This window comes from Winogradskyella immobilis, assembly GCF_021887715.1.
In the GTDB taxonomy this organism is placed as follows: domain Bacteria; phylum Bacteroidota; class Bacteroidia; order Flavobacteriales; family Flavobacteriaceae; genus Winogradskyella; species Winogradskyella immobilis.
This window is the reverse complement of the sequence record NZ_JAIQXX010000009.1, coordinates 37,455-54,391: the sequence shown is the minus strand read 5'-3', so window position 1 is coordinate 54,391 and position 16,937 is coordinate 37,455. Positions and strand designations below refer to the sequence as shown.

General features: G+C 32.2%; 16 protein-coding genes. 8 read left to right on the top strand and 8 right to left on the bottom strand.

Features of this window, described 5'->3' with window-relative positions:
- Positions 1 to 21: 21 nt before the first annotated feature.
- Complete coding sequence (locus tag K8Z87_RS08295) at positions 22 to 2,418, bottom strand: zinc-dependent metalloprotease (protein ID WP_227477035.1); 2,397 nt, start codon at positions 2,416 to 2,418, stop codon at positions 22 to 24.
- A gap of 105 nt (positions 2,419 to 2,523) precedes the next feature.
- Here K8Z87_RS08295 and prfB point away from each other — a divergent pair.
- The 3 genes from prfB to K8Z87_RS08280 all read left to right on the top strand — a co-directional run bounded on the left by prfB (position 2,524) and on the right by K8Z87_RS08280 (position 4,514).
- Positions 2,524 to 3,622 (top strand): peptide chain release factor 2 gene (gene prfB / locus K8Z87_RS08290; RefSeq protein ID WP_227477034.1). Its coding sequence is split into 2 segments (ribosomal slippage): positions 2,524 to 2,586 and positions 2,588 to 3,622, totalling 1,098 coding nucleotides; the frame shifts between segments, so codons are not numbered across the junction.
- A 40-nt stretch (positions 3,623 to 3,662) separates the two neighbouring features.
- Positions 3,663 to 4,004 (top strand): arsenate reductase (glutaredoxin), encoded by a 342-nt coding sequence (arsC, locus tag K8Z87_RS08285; RefSeq protein ID WP_227477033.1) that lies wholly within the window; start codon positions 3,663 to 3,665, stop codon positions 4,002 to 4,004.
- Between the two features lie 12 nt (positions 4,005 to 4,016).
- Positions 4,017 to 4,514, top strand: coding sequence for a hypothetical protein (locus K8Z87_RS08280; RefSeq protein WP_227477032.1), 498 nt, complete (start codon positions 4,017 to 4,019; stop codon positions 4,512 to 4,514).
- Between the two features lie 12 nt (positions 4,515 to 4,526).
- Here the strand turns inward: K8Z87_RS08280 and K8Z87_RS08275 are convergent, their stop codons facing one another.
- From K8Z87_RS08275 to K8Z87_RS08255, 5 genes are all read right to left on the bottom strand, one after another.
- Positions 4,527 to 5,888: a serine hydrolase gene (locus K8Z87_RS08275; protein WP_227477031.1), complete on the bottom strand. Its 1,362-nt coding sequence runs from the start codon at positions 5,886 to 5,888 to the stop codon at positions 4,527 to 4,529.
- Positions 5,889 to 5,939: 51 nt separating this feature from the next.
- Positions 5,940 to 6,599: an HAD family hydrolase gene (locus K8Z87_RS08270; protein WP_227477030.1), complete on the bottom strand. Its 660-nt coding sequence runs from the start codon at positions 6,597 to 6,599 to the stop codon at positions 5,940 to 5,942.
- 9 nt (positions 6,600 to 6,608) lie between these two features.
- Positions 6,609 to 8,516 carry an acetate--CoA ligase gene (gene acs / locus K8Z87_RS08265; protein ID WP_227477029.1) on the bottom strand — a complete coding sequence of 636 codons (1,908 nt, stop codon included), beginning with the start codon at positions 8,514 to 8,516 and terminating at the stop codon, positions 6,609 to 6,611.
- An 84-nt stretch (positions 8,517 to 8,600) separates the two neighbouring features.
- Entirely contained in the window at positions 8,601 to 9,317 is a 717-nt protein-coding gene (locus K8Z87_RS08260; protein WP_227477028.1) for a sulfite exporter TauE/SafE family protein, read from the bottom strand.
- Positions 9,318 to 9,479: 162 nt separating this feature from the next.
- Positions 9,480 to 10,856, bottom strand: a complete 1,377-nt coding sequence (locus tag K8Z87_RS08255; protein ID WP_227477027.1) for an alanine/glycine:cation symporter family protein — start codon at positions 10,854 to 10,856, stop codon at positions 9,480 to 9,482.
- Between the two features lie 93 nt (positions 10,857 to 10,949).
- Between K8Z87_RS08255 and K8Z87_RS08250 the strand changes: the two genes are divergently transcribed.
- Both K8Z87_RS08250 and K8Z87_RS08245 read left to right on the top strand, forming a co-directional pair.
- Positions 10,950 to 12,044, top strand: coding sequence for a heparan-alpha-glucosaminide N-acetyltransferase domain-containing protein (locus tag K8Z87_RS08250; RefSeq protein ID WP_227477026.1), 1,095 nt, complete (start codon positions 10,950 to 10,952; stop codon positions 12,042 to 12,044).
- A 23-nt stretch (positions 12,045 to 12,067) separates the two neighbouring features.
- On the top strand, positions 12,068 to 12,961 hold the full coding sequence (locus K8Z87_RS08245; RefSeq protein ID WP_227477025.1) for an alpha/beta hydrolase: 894 nt from the start codon (positions 12,068 to 12,070) through the stop codon (positions 12,959 to 12,961).
- On the opposite strand, the gene K8Z87_RS08240 is transcribed toward K8Z87_RS08245, so the two are convergent.
- Both K8Z87_RS08240 and K8Z87_RS08235 read right to left on the bottom strand, forming a co-directional pair.
- Complete coding sequence (locus K8Z87_RS08240) at positions 12,958 to 13,908, bottom strand: phosphoribosylaminoimidazolesuccinocarboxamide synthase (RefSeq protein ID WP_227477024.1); 951 nt, start codon at positions 13,906 to 13,908, stop codon at positions 12,958 to 12,960. The genes K8Z87_RS08245 and K8Z87_RS08240 overlap by 4 nt on opposite strands.
- A gap of 14 nt (positions 13,909 to 13,922) precedes the next feature.
- Complete coding sequence (locus tag K8Z87_RS08235) at positions 13,923 to 14,876, bottom strand: PhoH family protein (protein ID WP_227477023.1); 954 nt, start codon at positions 14,874 to 14,876, stop codon at positions 13,923 to 13,925.
- Positions 14,877 to 14,986: 110 nt separating this feature from the next.
- Here K8Z87_RS08235 and K8Z87_RS08230 point away from each other — a divergent pair, with 110 nt between their 5' ends.
- From K8Z87_RS08230 to gldF, 3 genes are read left to right on the top strand one after another with little or no spacing between them, the layout of a single operon-like run.
- Positions 14,987 to 15,823 carry an SAM hydrolase/SAM-dependent halogenase family protein gene (locus K8Z87_RS08230; protein ID WP_227477022.1) on the top strand — a complete coding sequence of 279 codons (837 nt, stop codon included), beginning with the start codon at positions 14,987 to 14,989 and terminating at the stop codon, positions 15,821 to 15,823.
- A 44-nt stretch (positions 15,824 to 15,867) separates the two neighbouring features.
- Complete coding sequence (locus K8Z87_RS08225; RefSeq protein WP_227477021.1) at positions 15,868 to 16,164, top strand: putative quinol monooxygenase; 297 nt, start codon at positions 15,868 to 15,870, stop codon at positions 16,162 to 16,164.
- A 50-nt stretch (positions 16,165 to 16,214) separates the two neighbouring features.
- Positions 16,215 to 16,937: a gliding motility-associated ABC transporter permease subunit GldF gene (gene gldF, locus K8Z87_RS08220; protein WP_227477020.1), complete on the top strand. Its 723-nt coding sequence runs from the start codon at positions 16,215 to 16,217 to the stop codon at positions 16,935 to 16,937.

Below are 16,937 nucleotides of genomic sequence, written 5' to 3'. Positions count from 1 at the left end.
CTCTGAGAAATGGATTTTATTTTAATTATTATAAGTACAGATATCACTCCCTATTGGGGAACCATCAGGTATTCTTGGAGAAATTTCTAATTTAAACTTTTCTGGATGTGTTCTAAATTCTTTTATAATTGCTTTGAATTGCATATCGTAAACTGAATTTGATAAACTAGCTTCTAAATCATTAATTGCTTTGTTAGCAATAGCATTAACCTGAAAATACCCTTGATTATTTACCGCCAAATTCATTATGTATTTTAACACATTACCATTGACTTGCTGTTGAACTTCGTTTAGATAAGCTTCAGACTGTCTTTTTTGAAATGAATTTTTAATTAAAGTATTCAATACATCTAGTAATCCAACTTGACTGTCATCCAAACTTTTTTGCTGAACCATACGATTTGCTCGTTGTGGATGTAATAAAAAGCGTAAAGTCATGTCACTAGCAGTATTAGCCGCACTCAACGGATCAAAAGCAACTCCTGTTTTACTCGAAAAAGATTCTCTAGAACGTCCATAACCAAAAGCTCTTGGTGGAAATAATCTTAGTTTATCTTTTGGAATAGCTATGGTTTTTGCAGATAAGGTTTTTAAAATAGCATCGAGTGTTTCTTTTTGTAATTTTGGTGGTACTGGTGCTGTAATTAATTGTCCGTCTCCTTTTACAGCATAGTTATAATCTAAACCTCCAATAACTTTAGTAGCTGCTTCAACTTGATAACGGTGATAAAAATATAAAGGCACAAATACATCTTCTAGAACTGAATAAGGTTCGTAACTTCTAATATTATCTTTAGAGAAATTTGAAATTGCATTTTGTCTTAACTCTAAGGCATTATTTAATTCTTCAGCTGCACTACTGCCATTATCCCATAAATGTGCTAAAGCATGAGCTCCTCCAGCAGCTCTAGCATCTGAATCTGAAATAAAGCGTAAACCGTCGTCTTGAGCTTTCTTTAAAATAGTATTTAAAACACCTTTTTCATTTGTAATATTTCCAAAATCTGAATAGCTATAAGCAACAGTCACTTTATCCCAATTACCAATACCTGTATCGTAAGCATTACTTATATCTAGATTTCCATTAACCATAGACAATTTAGGATGTGGATAATCCATAACTGATGCTCTATTGTTTGTACTTGCAGCAAAATTGTGAGCAAACCCAATAGTATGGCCAACTTCATGAGCACTTAATTGTCTAATACGGGCTAATGCCATATTTAACATCGGTTGATAATTATCATCACGTTCTGCAAAAGGTTTATTCATTAAAGCTTGAGCAATCATAAAGTCTTGCCGAATGCGTAAACTCCCTAAACTCACATGACCTTTTATAATCTCACCGGTTCTTGGGTCAGTTACAGAAGCACCATAACTCCAACCGCGAGTGGAACGGTGTACCCACTGAATGACGTTGTAGCGGCAATCCATAGGGTCCGCATCAGCTGGAAGCATCTTAACTTGAAATGCATTTTTAAAACCAATAGCTTCATAAGCTTCATTCCACCAACGTGCTCCTTCTAACAAAGCAGAACGTACAGGCTCTGGAGTACCTGGATCTAAATAATAAATAATAGGCTCTTTAGCCTCACTAATAGCTTCGTTTGGGTTTTTCTTTTCTAAACGGTGACGTGTGATATAGCGTTTTCTAATCGGCTCTTGTATCGGTGTTGCATAATCTAAATACGATATGGAAATGGATCCACTACGAGGATCAAACGCTCTTGGTTTGTAATTACTGTCTGGTAATTTTACAAATGAGTGGTGTTGAATTACGGTTACCAATGAACCCGTAGGAGTAACACTTCTTAAATTTCTTCCTGTTGGTTGACCAGATAAAGTTAATAAAGATTCAAATTCAACATTTTCAGGAAATGCTTTAGTACGTTCTAAAGCCAATGCGCTTTTTGAAGCATCTACTTTATACGATCCTTCTCCTCGACCTCTTAATCGACCAGCAACGCCATGTGCGTCTTGCATTAAAAATGGTGTAATATCTATAACGTATTCTGATTTGTCTTGAGATAAAATTTTGAAGCCAAACAATACAGATTTCGCAAATGCTTGCTCTATACTTTTTTTCTCTAATATATTGTCAGTTATAGCTCTATAATTTTGGTTAGGCTGAACTAATAATAACTTATTACCTGCTTTTTTAAAATGTACTACACGTGTACTCCCTAATTGTCCTCTATCTAAACCTATGTCATTACTACCAACACCAGAAGCTAAAGAGTTTACATAGAGAAAATCTTCGTTTAGTTTTTTAACTTTTAAGTAAATTTTATCCGTAGAATCTTCGTAATAAAAATCGAAATAACCTGAATAGGATTTTAAATTGGTTTTTTTAAGAATTTGAGCATGCAGACTAAAACAAGCAAGCAAAATAACGGCGGTTAGAAGTTTGTTTTTCATTTTAAAATTTTGAAGCTTAAAACTACGGAAAATCTTATAAAAAGTGATTCAAAAATAGTGTGCTTTTAAAACACGTCATTATATTTGTGAAAATTATAACAATACATGATTACATCAGATCAAATAAAAGATCTTAATTCCCGTCTAGACGCACTTAGACAGTATCTTTGACTTAGATGCTAAACGCATAGAAATTAGTAACGAAGAAGAGCAAACGTTTGATCCAAATTTTTGGAATGATTCTAAAAAAGCTGAAGCTGTTATGAAATCATTACGAGAAAAGAAAAGTTGGGTTAACGATTTTGGTAGCGCACAAACTTTACATGAAGATTTAGAGATTATTTACGAATTCTATAAAGAGGATGAAGCCACTTTAGAAGATGTTGAATCTCGCTATAAAAAAGCGACACATGCTATTGAAAAGTTAGAATTTAAAAACATGCTTTCTGATGAAGGAGACAGTCTTAGTGCTGTATTACAAATAACTGCTGGTGCTGGTGGCACTGAAAGTTGTGATTGGGCGAGCATGCTAATGCGTATGTATTTAATGTACGCAGAAAAAAGTGGATTTAAAGTTAAAGAACTCAACTTGCAAGAAGGAGATGTTGCTGGGATAAAAACTGTAACATTAGAGATAGAAGGCGCATATGCTTTTGGTTGGTTAAAAGGTGAAAATGGTGTACACCGTTTGGTACGCATATCACCGTTTGACAGCAATGCTAAACGCCATACCAGTTTCGCCTCTGTGTATGTCTATCCGTTAGTTGATGATACTATAGAAATAGAAATTAATCCTGCTGATATTGAAATTACTACTGCTAGATCTAGTGGTGCTGGAGGACAAAATGTAAATAAAGTAGAAACTAAAGTTCAGCTATTACATAAACCTTCAGGTATACAAATTCAATGTTCTGAAACCCGTTCTCAGCACGATAATAGAACTCGGGCTATGCAAATGCTTAAGTCACAGTTATACGAAATAGAATTACAAAAACAAATGGCGCAACGTGAAGATATAGAAGCTAGCAAAATGAAAATTGAATGGGGCAGTCAAATTCGCAACTATGTTATGCATCCTTATAAGTTAGTTAAAGATGTGCGTTCTACTCATGAAACTGGCAATGTAGATGCTGTTATGGATGGAGATTTAGAACCGTTTCTAAAAGCTTACCTAATGATGATGGGGCAAAAAGATACGGCATAATAATTGTTTAATAAAAGCTACGAAATAAATTCAGCATAAAATGATTACTATTTACCACAACTCAAGATGTTCAAAATCTAGGCAAGGATTAGAGTTGCTAAAAGACGCCAATGTCGATTTTGAAGTTGTTACTTATTTAGAAAATATACCTACAGAAAAAGAACTTAATGAAATTATTAGTAAATTGGGCATCAATCCAATAGATTTAGTAAGAACTAATGAAGCTATTTGGAAAGAACAATATAAAGGGAAAACATTAAGTGACAGTGATATTGTAACTGCTATGGTAAAATATCCAAAACTTATAGAGCGCCCAATAGTTATTAATGAAAATAAAGCTATTATAGGTCGTCCACCTGAAAAAATATTAGATATTATATAAATGCTATATATTATGAATAAGAAAATTTTATTATTTGTATGTTTTGCAATGATTAGCATCACGGTATTTGGTCAATACAATAACCGTAGTAGAAGAGGTATTGATCCTTTAAGACGCACACAATCGGCAGCTACTCAAAATCAACCACCTTCAGAAGCACAAAAAGAAAGATTTGCAAAGAAACTTGAAGAACGTAAGGAAGAATTAATTACTAATTTTTTAAGCACTTTGAAAGCTGATGAATTTCAAAAAGAAATTATAAAGCAAACGCTTAATGATTATTTTGAAAAAAAGAATGAGTTTTACAAATTTCCTTTTGCTTCTACTAGAGAGCGTGAAGATGCTGAGAAATTATTTAATGAAGCTCATTTTGCCGAGTTAAAAACTATAATATCTGAAGCCGACATGGTTAAGGTTAATGATTTTATCACTGGTAAATTTAGTGAGAGTGACGCAAAGAAAAACATCAAAAAGAAGAAGAAAAAGAAGAAAAAGAAAAAGGATAATTAATCTTTGTTTTTTCTATTTAATCTTTTTTCCAGGAGCATTTTGTCCATTTTGATGTAAAGTTAGACTTTCTACTTTCCCTTGGTCATTTACATTAAACGTTATACTAGCCTCTACTACTTTTAAGAAAAACTCGTTTTTTGCTGATGCAAAAACCTGAAATTCTGGTTGTCCTGTAGCTTGAAGAAATAAGTTGTTATCCTTACGTGTTACAGTTATTATAAAATTTGGAGCTAATTCATATTCACCAACATATGTGTCTAAAATTTCATTAGACATTTCAATTTCTTCCTTATGAACTTGTTTTTTAGGTAACGTAAGTTGTAATGATGGATTTAATAATTTTAAACCTATTTGATCAACAGACTCAGAGCTGTTAGTTAAGACTACTACTCCTTTGTTTGTTCCTTTTACAAATCCTGCAAAAGCTCTATAACCACCTGTACCACCATTATGCCATACAATAGTATTATTAACCGCATAATGCCATGCTAATCCTATTTCAAGATTTTGAGATGGCGCACTATAAGTAGCTTGGTGTGTTAATTTCATCGCGTTAGCTAAATCTGAATCATCTCCATTAATATTAGCTTTAATAAATTTTACCATATCTTCAGTTGTAGATTTTAATGCTCCAGCACCAGCTAATACATCAAAATTCCAATTTGCTACTGCATTACCTTCTTCATTATGACCAATAGCCAATCGTTTTTGCATATCTTGAGAGACTCTTACGTTTATATCGTTCATCTTTAACGGGTTTCCTATTCTCTCTGTTATCAGTTCTTGATATGTTTTTCCTGTATGAAGTTCTAAAATGTAACCAAGTAAACCCATAGCCAAGTTTGAATATTCGTATTGAGCTCCAATATCTCTTGTCAACTCATAAGATGATAAAAATGTAAAAAGCTCCTCAGCACCATAATCTGCAAATGGATCATTTCCATCAGCTGGATTAAAATTGTTTGGCATTCTAGGTAAAGCAGATGAATGTGTTGCTATATCTTTTAAAGTAATTTGTCTCTCATTTCTTGATGGAACTTTTTTATCTTTAGGTAAATATTTAGACACCGGATCATCTAAACTCATACTACCATTTAATAGTTGCTCAGCTAACAGTATTGTTGTAAATGTTTTAGAAATAGAGCCTATTTCAAATACTGTTGTATTTGTTACGTCGGATCCATTTTTAGCTGTTTTTCCATAATTAAAATATTCTACTTCGTCACCATCAATATGCGCTACAGCTATACCCATATTAAATCCTTGATCCACTCTAGTTTTAATATGATCTTTTACATCTTGAGGAATTTTATTTTGAGCGCTTATTACTGAAGTGATCAACATTAGCAATAATAGAATGGTAGCTTTTTTCATAACGATAAGAATTTCTTGTAAGACGATTTATAACCGAAATTGTTACAAGTTTTATGCGAAAATTGACTTTAATTTTAAATATTCAATTTCAGAAAAATCTTTAATCACATAATCTGCTAAACTAAAGTCTTGAGTTGATTTAATATCACCGTGATATCCGATACAAAAAATACCAGCTGCTTTAGATGCTAACATCCCATTAGTTGAATCTTCAATAACAACACACTCTTCCGTTTTGTAACCCGAAACTTTTGCTGCATTTATAAAAATTTCAGGATGCGGTTTTGATGCTTTTAAATCTGCACCACTAAGTTTAGCTATAAAATATTGATTTAAATCAAAACGCTCAAATATTCTATTAATATTAGGCATTGATGCGGATGATGCCAAAACTAAAGTTAATCCATTATTATAGTAATCTTTAATACGTTCTAATACGCCATCAATTAATGTAAGTGATGTATCATTTTCAAACAAATACTTAAAATGTTTACGTTTTAATTGCACTAAAATTTCTGGTTCGTGTTTTAAATTAAAGTGATCTACTAAGTACCTACAAATAGTAATAGTAGATTGACCTGTAAACGATTCGTATAATGCTTGAGATACTTCTATGTTTACATCTGAAAACATTTTGTAATATGCTTTATGATGTAATGGTTCTGTATTTACAACCACTCCATCCATATCAAATAATACCGCTTTTAACATCTATCTATTTTATAAGGCTTCATCCATAATATTTTGTACTACCTCAGGATTAAGCAATGTGCTAATATCTCCCAATTGATCTGCTTCTTTACAGGCTATCTTTCTCAAGATTCGACGCATAATCTTACCAGAGCGCGTTTTTGGTAAACCATCGGTAAATTGAATTTTATCGAGTTTAGCAATAGGTCCAATATGTTCAGTAATCACTTGGTTAATTTCTTTTCTGAGATTATCATGATTTCTGTCTTCACTCATATCTTTAAGTGTTACGTAGCCATAGAGCGCACTGCCTTTAACATCATGAGGGAAACCAACAATAGCAGACTCAGCTACAGCAGGATGCTCGTTAATTGCATCTTCTATAGGTGCTGTCCCTATATTATGACCTGAAACAATAATAACATCATCTACACGACCCGTAATTCTATAATAACCTACTTCGTCTCGCAATGCTCCGTCTCCAGTAAAATACATGTTTTCAAATGCAGAAAAATAAGTGTCTTTATAACGCTGATGATTTCCCCATATCGTTCTTGCCATAGACGGCCATGGAAATTTAATACATAAACGTCCATCTACTTTGTTTCCTTTTATCTCATTCCCTTTCTCATCCATTAATGTTGGTTGTATACCTATAAAAGGCAGAGTGGCATAGGTAGGTTTGGTTGGTGTAGAAAACGGAATTGGGGTAATCATAATTCCACCTGTTTCTGTTTGCCACCATGTATCTACAATTGGGCTTTTCTTTTTACCTACATTATCGTTATACCAATGCCATGCTTCTTCATTAATAGGTTCACCAACTGTACCTAATACTTTAAGTGATGATAAATCGTATTTATCTACCAACTCTGTGCCTTGTTTGGCTAATGCTCTAATTGCTGTTGGTGCTGTATAAAATTGAGTGACTTTATGTTTTTGAACAATATTCCAAAAGCGTCCGTAATCTGGATAGCTAGGAACACCTTCGAACATAACTGTAGTTGCTCCGTTTGCTAATGGTCCGTATACAATATAGCTATGTCCTGTAATCCATCCAATATCAGCAGTGCACCAATACACATCATTTTCTTTATATTGGAATACGTTTTTAAATGTATATGCTGAATATACCATATAACCAGCTGTGGTATGAAGCATTCCTTTTGGTTTTCCTGTTGATCCTGACGTATATAAAATAAATAAAGGATCTTCTGCATTCATAATCTCTGCAGTATAATCACTATAAGCCTCTTCTAATAAAGGTTGTAACCAATGATCTCTTCCTGATTTCATATCAACTTCAGAGTGAATACGTTTAGCTACTAATACATCTTTTACTCCGGGACAATCTTCCAAAGCCTCATCGACAATTGTTTTTAAATCTATAGTTTTTGCTCCACGATAGCCACCATCTGATGTTATCACCATTTTAGCATCACAATCATTAATACGTGTTGATAATGCTGTAGAGGAAAATCCTGCAAATACAACAGAATGTATGGCGCCAATACGTGCGCAAGCTAGAATAGAGATTGCTAATTCAGGAATCATTGGCAAATAAACACATACACGATCCCCTTTTTTTATCCCTTTATCATGAAGCACATTTGCAAATCGACATACACGCTCGTGTAACTGTCTATATGTAATATGCTCTGAAGGTTCCTCTGGATTATTGGGTTCAAATAAAATTGCTGTTTTATCTGCTCGGGTTGTTAAATGCCTATCTAAACAATTCTCAGTAATATTGAGTTGCGCTCCTTCAAACCACTTTACTTCTGGTTTAGAAAAATCCCATTCTAAAATTGAATCCCATTTTTTTCTCCAAATAAAATGTTCTTCAGCTATCTCTTCCCAAAATTCTTCAGGATTATTAACTGACTTTCTATATACTTGAAAATATTCTTCTAAATGTTTTATATGATAATTACTCATTACTACTAATTAATAAAACTTATTAAAACACAATAGTTTTTGCTTTAAAGTTAAAAGCACCTAAAAATACGAAAACTTTATACTTTAAAATGTTAGAACAATTCCAGATACAAGAAGCAGAGCTAAAAGTCCTTTTTTTAATAGATTTTCATTTAAAACTGAATACATTTTTTTTCCTAGAATAATAGCTAAAATAAAGAATGGTAAAATGTATAAGGAATAATACAAATGTTCTAATGTCATTACGCCAGAATATGTTAAAAACGGAATTCGTATAAATGTTACTGCGCCTAAAACACCGAACATTGTCGCTCTAAAAGTATTAATATCTGGAGTAACATTTTTAACAATTATTACATATAATGGGCCGCCAATTGAAAATAAACCAGAAAAAAAGCCTCCTAATAAACCAAACAAAAATTCTAGCTTAGACCAATTTCTTTTTTTATTGTTATTAAAAAATGCATATATAACATAAGCTATTATAAATACCCCTAAAGCTCTTTTAAGAACATCAGGGCTACCCAACGTTAATAGCGATGTACCAATACCAGTACCTATAAACGAGGATATTATTAGTCTTAAAACAACTTTGCGGTTGATATTTTTACGTTCTATATATACCAGATAAATACTTGCTATGGCATAAAATATTGTGATATATGAAATTGCTTCTGGCAAATCTAATACAAACAGCAATATAGGCATAGCTACTAATGCGCCTGCAAAACCAACAACGGTTTGTACAAAAAAACCACAAAAAATACCGATGATTATAATAATTAATGCGGCTGTTGTCATCTATTCTTTTTTTTTGAGAAAGGCAAAAGTAGAAGTTATACAATAGTGTTTTTTAATTTTAACACTGTTTTATAATTATAAAATGATAAAGTATTGTTTAGCTTTAAGTATCTAAAATGTTAAATCTATATACAATATGACTTAGCTCTATTTTTTCTAACATTATGGATTAGATTTTAATCTAGAAACATATGCTTTCGTCTCAGTAATAACTTTAGGAGCTAAAACTATAGTAGCTATCATAGTAGGTATAGCCATTAATGCAAAAACTCCATCAATAAGGTTAATCATCATACTTAGTGATGTTGTTGCTCCAATTAAAATACTAAGGATATAGAAGTAATTGTAGTATTTTTTTTTATCAGCTCCAAATAAGAAAGACATACATTTAGTTCCGTAATATGAATATGAGAATAATGAGCTCATACTAAACACTGTGATACAAATAAGTAAAGCATATTTACCATATGTTGGCATAACGCTTCCAAAAGCAGATGCAGTTAAGCTTACACCATTATCTCCTGTTGTTTCCCATACTCCAGTAACTAAAATCGCTAAAGCTGTTAATGTACAAACTACTAATGTATCTATTGCAGGACCTAACATTGCAACTAAACCTTCTCTTACAGGTTCATCTGTCTTTGCCGCTCCGTGTGCCATTGGTGCTGTACCAATACCTGCTTCATTTGAAAACGCTCCACGTTTAATACCGTGTAAAATTAAAGCTCCTATTACACCACCTAAGAAAGGATCCCCTTTAAAATTATTAGCAGCAAAAGCATCTGTAAAAATTAGGCTTAAATATTTTAATAGAACATCACTATTAGAAATAAGAATAATTAACACTAAAATAAAGTAAAGCAAAACCATACTAGGCACTAACCGACAAGCTACTAAACTAATACGTTTTATACCTCCAAGAATAACTAATGCCGTTATACCTACTAGAATTAAACCTATTACAATATTAGAACCTAAACCTACTTCTACTCCATTAGGAATTAATAAAATATCATTTAACGCTTGTGTTAATTGATTAACGTTAAATACTGGCAATGCACCGATTAGGCCTGCAAAACTAAAAAATACGGCTAATGGTTTCCATGATTTACCAAGGCCTTCCATTATAAAATACATTGGGCCTCCTTGCAATTCGCCTGCACTATCTTTTCCTCTATATAAAATGGCTAGAGTTGATGTAAAAAACTTTGTAGACATACCTATTACTGCGCTAACCCACATCCAAAATACAGCTCCAGGACCACCAATAGAAATAGCCACTGCAACTCCTGCTATATTTCCCATACCAACTGTAGCCGACAATGCTGTTGTTAAAGCTTGAAAATGAGAAATTTGACCAGGGTCATTAGGATCATCATACTTGCCTCGTAATATACTTATGGCATGACCAATATATCTAAATGGTAGAAACCGAGATCGAATTAAGAGGTATAAACCGCCACCAATTAACAATATTAATAATGGTAAACCCCAAGCTAATGATGAGAACTCTGCAATAATTTTATCTAATGTTTCCAATATCTTAAAAATTTAAAAGCCTAAATATAAGATATAATATGCAAAAACAGTATTGTTAAAATTTTCTTAAATTGCAGGCTCAATTAATAGTTTTTGAACACCAATCGCCTTTATTTTATTGATGCCGTACGTGCATTTGCCATATTAATGATGCTGCAAGGTCATTTTATAGATAGTCTTTTAGCGGAAACGCATAGAGACATGTCTAACATAGCATTTAAAACTTGGTCTTATTTTAGAGGTATTACCGCCCCAACATTCTTCACTATATCTGGATTAATCTTTACATATCTATTATTAAAGGCTAAAGAAAAAGGGCAAGAAAAAATGCGCATGCGTAAAGGGATTAATAGAGGCATCGTTCTTATTGCTTTAGGTTATCTTTTACGAATTCCTTTTTTTACATGGTTAATTGGTGAGTTTAATACTTATTTTCTTGTTATTGATGTTTTACAATGCATTGGGTTATCCTTAATTATAATTGTTTTAATATATTATTTGTGTCGTAAAAATTGCTTAATCTTCTCTATAAGCATATTAATACTAGGTATTGGCATATTTCTTTCTGAACCCCTATACAGAAATTTAAACGTAGAAAATATACCTTTAGTTTTCGCGAATTATATTTCAAAAAATAATGGTTCAATATTTACAATTATACCTTGGTTTGGATATATGGCTTTTGGTGCATACTTAGCTACTAGTTTTTATTGGCACCTTAATAAAAAACGATTTAAATTACTTACAGTCTTAAGTTTAACAACTATTGGTTTTGTGCTTATAGAGTATTCCTCATTTATACTTAATGAAATTTATAAACTCACTAATATAGAATTACTCTATCAATCTGCTAATTACAATTATCTCTTTACACGTCTAGGTAACGTTTTTTTATATTTTGCATTTTTCTATGGTTTTGAACGCTATATAAAGTTTCCGTTACTTTTAAAAATTGGGCAAAAAACATTATCTATATACGTTATACATTTTATAATTATATATGGCAGTTTTACTGGTTTTGGCTTAAGCTATCTTATCGGTAAAACATTATCTCCATGGCAAGCTATCATTGGCGCTATCCTTTTCTTAATACTGGTTTGTTTTATTTCATTTTATTATATTAAAACAAATGCCTATGTTTATTCGCATTTAAGACGTTTATTTAAAAACGTGAAAGGTAATCGCTAATCGTTTCGACATATTACAAAAACATGAGGTTAAAACTCTTATTTATAGCTTTTTTTATACTACAGTTTAGTTTAGCACAAACTCGATATTTAGATAGTGTTTCTCCTGTTTTAAAAACAACACATACTTATCATACGTTTAGTAAAAAAGACAGTCTTCAACTCGATTTTTATAAACCAACATTAATTAATGAACCTACTCCACTTTTAGTTTATGTTCATGGTGGCGGATTTTCTGGTGGACAACGCGATGATGCTAACTCTGTACAATTTGCTAACCGAATTGCTGAGCGTGGTTATGCAGTAGCATCCATTTCTTATCGCTTAATTATGAAGAAACTCGGTTTTGACTGCAATACAAAAACAGAAAATAAGATTGAAGCTTTTAATACTGCATCTGAAGATTTAAGCTTAGCTGTAAAATATCTAATAGATAACGATTCTCTGTTTAATATCAATCCTGAAAAAATAATAATTTCTGGCACAAGTGCTGGTGGTGAAGCAGTATTAAATTTGGCTTATGTATATAACGACAATATATTGCCTAAAGATTTTAAGTTTGCTGGTATTATTAGTATGGCTGGTGCTATAACTACTTTAAAATATATAGATAAAGACAAAGCTATACCTACCCAATTATTTCATGGAACCAATGATAATCTAGTACCTTATCATATAGCAGCACATCACTATTGTTCTCCTGAATCAGATGGATATATGATTCTATACGGGTCTAGAGCTATTGCAGATCGTTTGAAAGGTCTTGGCAAATCTTATTACATGTTTTCAATTCATGGAGGTACACATAGTTGGTCTGGGATACCAATGCATCGTTCTGTCAGTGAAGTCGTTGATTTTTTATATTATGATGTTATAAAAGATGCTAAACGACAAACAGAACGTACTATAGGTTTTTAATTGGACAAATACGCTTCTACGTTTTTTTGAATTCTATTTTGAATATCTGTTACATCCGCTTTTACAAAAGTTTCTCCTGTAATATTTTCATAAAGTTCAATATAACGCTCACTTACAGATTCTATGTAATCATCAGACATAAAAGGTACAGTTTGTCCTTCTAAACCTTGAAAACCATTAGAAATTAACCATTGTCTTACAAACTCTTTAGAGAGTTGCTTTTGTGCCTCTCCGTTATCTTGACGCTCTTGGTATCCATCAGCATAGAAATAACGTGAAGAGTCTGGCGTGTGTATTTCATCAATTAATACAATTTTCCCATTTTTAGTTTTACCAAACTCATATTTAGTATCTACAAGTATTAAACCTCTACTGGCCGCAATTTCAGTGCCGCGTTGAAATAATTTACGTGTATAATCTTCTAAGATGAGATAATCTTCTTCAGATACAATACCTTTTCTTAAAATATCCTCTCTAGATATATCCTCATCATGGTCACCCATTTCAGCCTTTGTCGCTGGTGTAATTATTGGAGATGGAAATTTGTCATTTTCTTTCATGCCTTCGGGCATAGATACGCCACACAACATGCGTTTTCCTAATTTATATTCACGTGCTGCATGGCCAGACATATAACCTCTAATCACCATTTCTACTTTAAAAGGCTCGCATAAATGACCTACAGCAACATTAGGATCTGGTGTCGCTAATAACCAATTAGGAACTATATCTTCGGTAGCTTTCATCATCTGAGTTGCTATCTGGTTTAAGATTTGCCCTTTATACGGAATACCTTTAGGCATCACTACATCAAAAGCACTTAAACGATCTGTAGCGACCATAACCAACATATCATCAGCTAAATTATAAACCGCACGTACCTTACCTTTATATACACTTTTTTGATTAGGAAAATTAAAATTACTATCTATTATAGTATTACTCATAACTCTATACGCTCTTAATCTCTATTTTCTATTTCTTTATATGCTGCAATAATTTTCTTAACCAATTTATGACGAATCACATCTTTATCGTCCAAAAAGATCATGCCAACACCTTCTACATTTTTCAATACTAACAAAGCTTCTTTTAACCCAGAAATCGTTCGTCTTGGTAAATCAATCTGACCTGGATCTCCTGTTAATAGAAATTTAGCATGTTTACCCATACGAGTCAAAAACATCTTCATTTGATTGTGCGTTGTATTCTGTCCTTCATCTAAAATAACAAAAGCATTATCCAATGTTCTACCACGCATAAAAGCCAAAGGTGCTATTTGAATCACGCCTTTTTCGATATAGCTCTCCAATTTTTCAGCAGGAATCATATCGCGTAATGCATCATATAAAGGTTGCATATACGGATCTAATTTTTCTTTTAAATCTCCAGGTAAAAACCCTAAATTTTCACCAGCTTCAACTGCAGGACGCGTTAGTATAATTCGTTTAACTTCTTTGTTTTTTAATGCCTGTACAGCTAATGCTACGCCAGTATAGGTTTTTCCTGTTCCTGCAGGTCCTATAGCAAAAACCATATCGTTTTTACGCATGCTTTCCACCAATTTTCTTTGGTTAGCTGTTTGCGCTTTTATCAGTTTACCTCCAACTCCATGTACTATAACTTCACCACTTTGTTTAGACGTTGCATAATCGTCGCTACTTTGACTTGTTAGCACACGTTCTATAACATTTTCATCAAGTTTATTATACTTCCCAAAATGTTTCATAAGCATTGTCATCCGAAGATCAAACTCTTCTAACAAATCTTCATCACCATAGGCTTTAATTTTATTGCCTCTAGCGACGATTTTTAATTTAGGATAATACTTTTTAAGTAATACTATATTGGCATTCTGTGCACCAAAAAATTCTTTCGGGGAAATTTCTTCAAGTTCTAGGATAAGTTCGTTCAAAAGCTACATAGGATTTAGTGAATATATCTATTAAGTTTTATTAGTTTTGTGTTTAACAAATCTAACAATTTTATAATATCGAATTTTAAAAAAATATTAACAATTCGCTAATGCCAATAATTACTTTAACCACAGATTTTGGAGAGAAAGATCACTTTGCTGGCGCCGTAAAAGGATCTATATATAGTGAGCTTTCTGATGTTAGAATTGTAGATATTTCGCACTCAATATCTCCTTTTAATATTTCTGAAGCGGCATATATTATATTAAATGCATACAGTAGTTTCCCTAAAGGTACTATACATATAATAGGAATAGATTCTGAGTTAAACCTTGAAAATAAGCATATTGCCATTAAGTTAGATGAGCATTACTTTATCTGCGCTAACAATGGTATTATGAGTATGATTTGCCAAGAGATTGCTCCTGAAAAAATTGTAGAGATTAATATCCACGATAAAATTGAAAGTAGTTTTCCTGTACTTGATGTGTTTGTAAAAGTAGCATGCCACATTGCTCGAGGTGGAACATTAGAAGTCATCGGAAAAGTTATTAACACCATAAAACCTATAAAGAATTTAATACCGTTTGTTAATGACGAGCAAAACCAAATTATTGGTAGTGTTATTTATATTGATAATTACGGAAATGTAATTACTAATATTAAACAGAAGTTTTTTGAATCTATACAGAAAACAAGGTCTTACGAAATTTCTGCACGCAATTATAAGTTTAGAAAAATATATACCAAGTATAGTGAAATTGTAAATTTTGAAATACCAGAAGAGAAACGCAATGACCAAGGTCGAGGTTTAGTTGTATTTAATGCTTCTGGTTATTTAGAGATTGCCGTTTATAAAAGTAATTGCGCTACTGTTGGTAGTGCATCTACTCTAATGGGGTTAAGAGCTATGGATACAGTTACCGTAACTTTCAATAAAGTTTAAACGATGCTAAAAGACAACGATAATTATAATTTAAACACTGAAAAATGTTAGTAAGAATTGTAAAAATGAGTTTTCGAGATGATAAAACTGAAGAATTCTTAGCTAATTTTGAAGCCAATAAAACAAAAATAAGACATTTTGAAGGCTGTCAATTTTTAGAATTATACAGAGATCAAAACAATACAAATATTTTTTTTACGTATAGTTATTGGCGCTCTGAAACAGATTTAAATAATTACAGACATTCTGATGTTTTTAAAAATGTTTGGGCAAAGACAAAGCCCTTATTTAACGCAAAACCTGAAGCTTGGAGTGTTGACAAGGTCGCTTCGCTCAAGTGATAAGTGATAAGTGATAAGTGATAAGAAATTTAAAATACTGAACTAGATAAATGCTAGCTATACTAAAAAAAGAAATAAATACGTTTTTTGCATCACCAATTGGCTATTTGGTTATTGCTGTTTTCTTAGTTCTTAATGGCTTATTTCTATGGTTGTTTAAAGGAGAGTTTAATATTTTAGATAACGGTTATGCCGATTTATCCTCTTTCTTTTTATTAACTCCTTGGATTCTTATTTTTCTTGTGCCTGCAGTAACAATGCGCAGCTTTAGTGATGAAAAAAAACAAGGCACTTTAGAGCTGCTACTTACTAAACCTATTTCGCATTTTCAAATTGTATTGGGTAAATATTTTGGTGCTCTTATTCTTATAATTATTGCCGTTATACCTACATTACTATATGTGTTTACTATTTCTAAATTAGGAAACCCAGAAGGCAACTTAGATATTGGTAGCATTATTGGGTCGTATTTTGGTTTGTTATTTTTGATATGCGCTTATACAGCTATTGGAATATTCACTTCTACATTATCAGACAACCAAATTGTAGCATTTATAATTGCCGTTTTTATATGTTTCTTTTTCTATTTTGGATTTGATGGCTTGGCTAATTATAACTTTTTTGGAGATACTATTTATTTGGAATCTTTAGGTATGGCTTCGCATTTTAAAAGCATGAGTCGTGGTGTTATAGATACCAGAGACCTTATCTATTTTATTAGTATTGCATTTTTCTTTCTTCTACTTACTAAATTAAATATAAAAAAGACGTAG

Excerpts from the sequence above, each read along its gene's own strand:
- K8Z87_RS08295 (WP_227477035.1), bottom strand. The coding sequence starts at position 2,418 with ATGAAAAACAAACTTCTAACCGCCGTTATTTTGCTTGCTTGTTTTAGT.
- arsC (WP_227477033.1), top strand. The coding sequence starts at position 3,663 with ATGATTACTATTTACCACAACTCAAGATGTTCAAAATCTAGGCAAGGA.
- K8Z87_RS08280 (WP_227477032.1), top strand. The coding sequence starts at position 4,017 with ATGAATAAGAAAATTTTATTATTTGTATGTTTTGCAATGATTAGCATC.
- K8Z87_RS08275 (WP_227477031.1), bottom strand. The coding sequence starts at position 5,888 with ATGAAAAAAGCTACCATTCTATTATTGCTAATGTTGATCACTTCAGTA.
- K8Z87_RS08270 (WP_227477030.1), bottom strand. The coding sequence starts at position 6,599 with ATGTTAAAAGCGGTATTATTTGATATGGATGGAGTGGTTGTAAATACA.
- acs (WP_227477029.1), bottom strand. The coding sequence starts at position 8,516 with ATGAGTAATTATCATATAAAACATTTAGAAGAATATTTTCAAGTATAT.
- K8Z87_RS08260 (WP_227477028.1), bottom strand. The coding sequence starts at position 9,317 with ATGACAACAGCCGCATTAATTATTATAATCATCGGTATTTTTTGTGGT.
- K8Z87_RS08245 (WP_227477025.1), top strand. The coding sequence starts at position 12,068 with ATGAGGTTAAAACTCTTATTTATAGCTTTTTTTATACTACAGTTTAGT.
- K8Z87_RS08240 (WP_227477024.1), bottom strand. The coding sequence starts at position 13,908 with ATGAGTAATACTATAATAGATAGTAATTTTAATTTTCCTAATCAAAAA.
- K8Z87_RS08230 (WP_227477022.1), top strand. The coding sequence starts at position 14,987 with ATGCCAATAATTACTTTAACCACAGATTTTGGAGAGAAAGATCACTTT.
- K8Z87_RS08225 (WP_227477021.1), top strand. The coding sequence starts at position 15,868 with ATGTTAGTAAGAATTGTAAAAATGAGTTTTCGAGATGATAAAACTGAA.
- gldF (WP_227477020.1), top strand. The coding sequence starts at position 16,215 with ATGCTAGCTATACTAAAAAAAGAAATAAATACGTTTTTTGCATCACCA.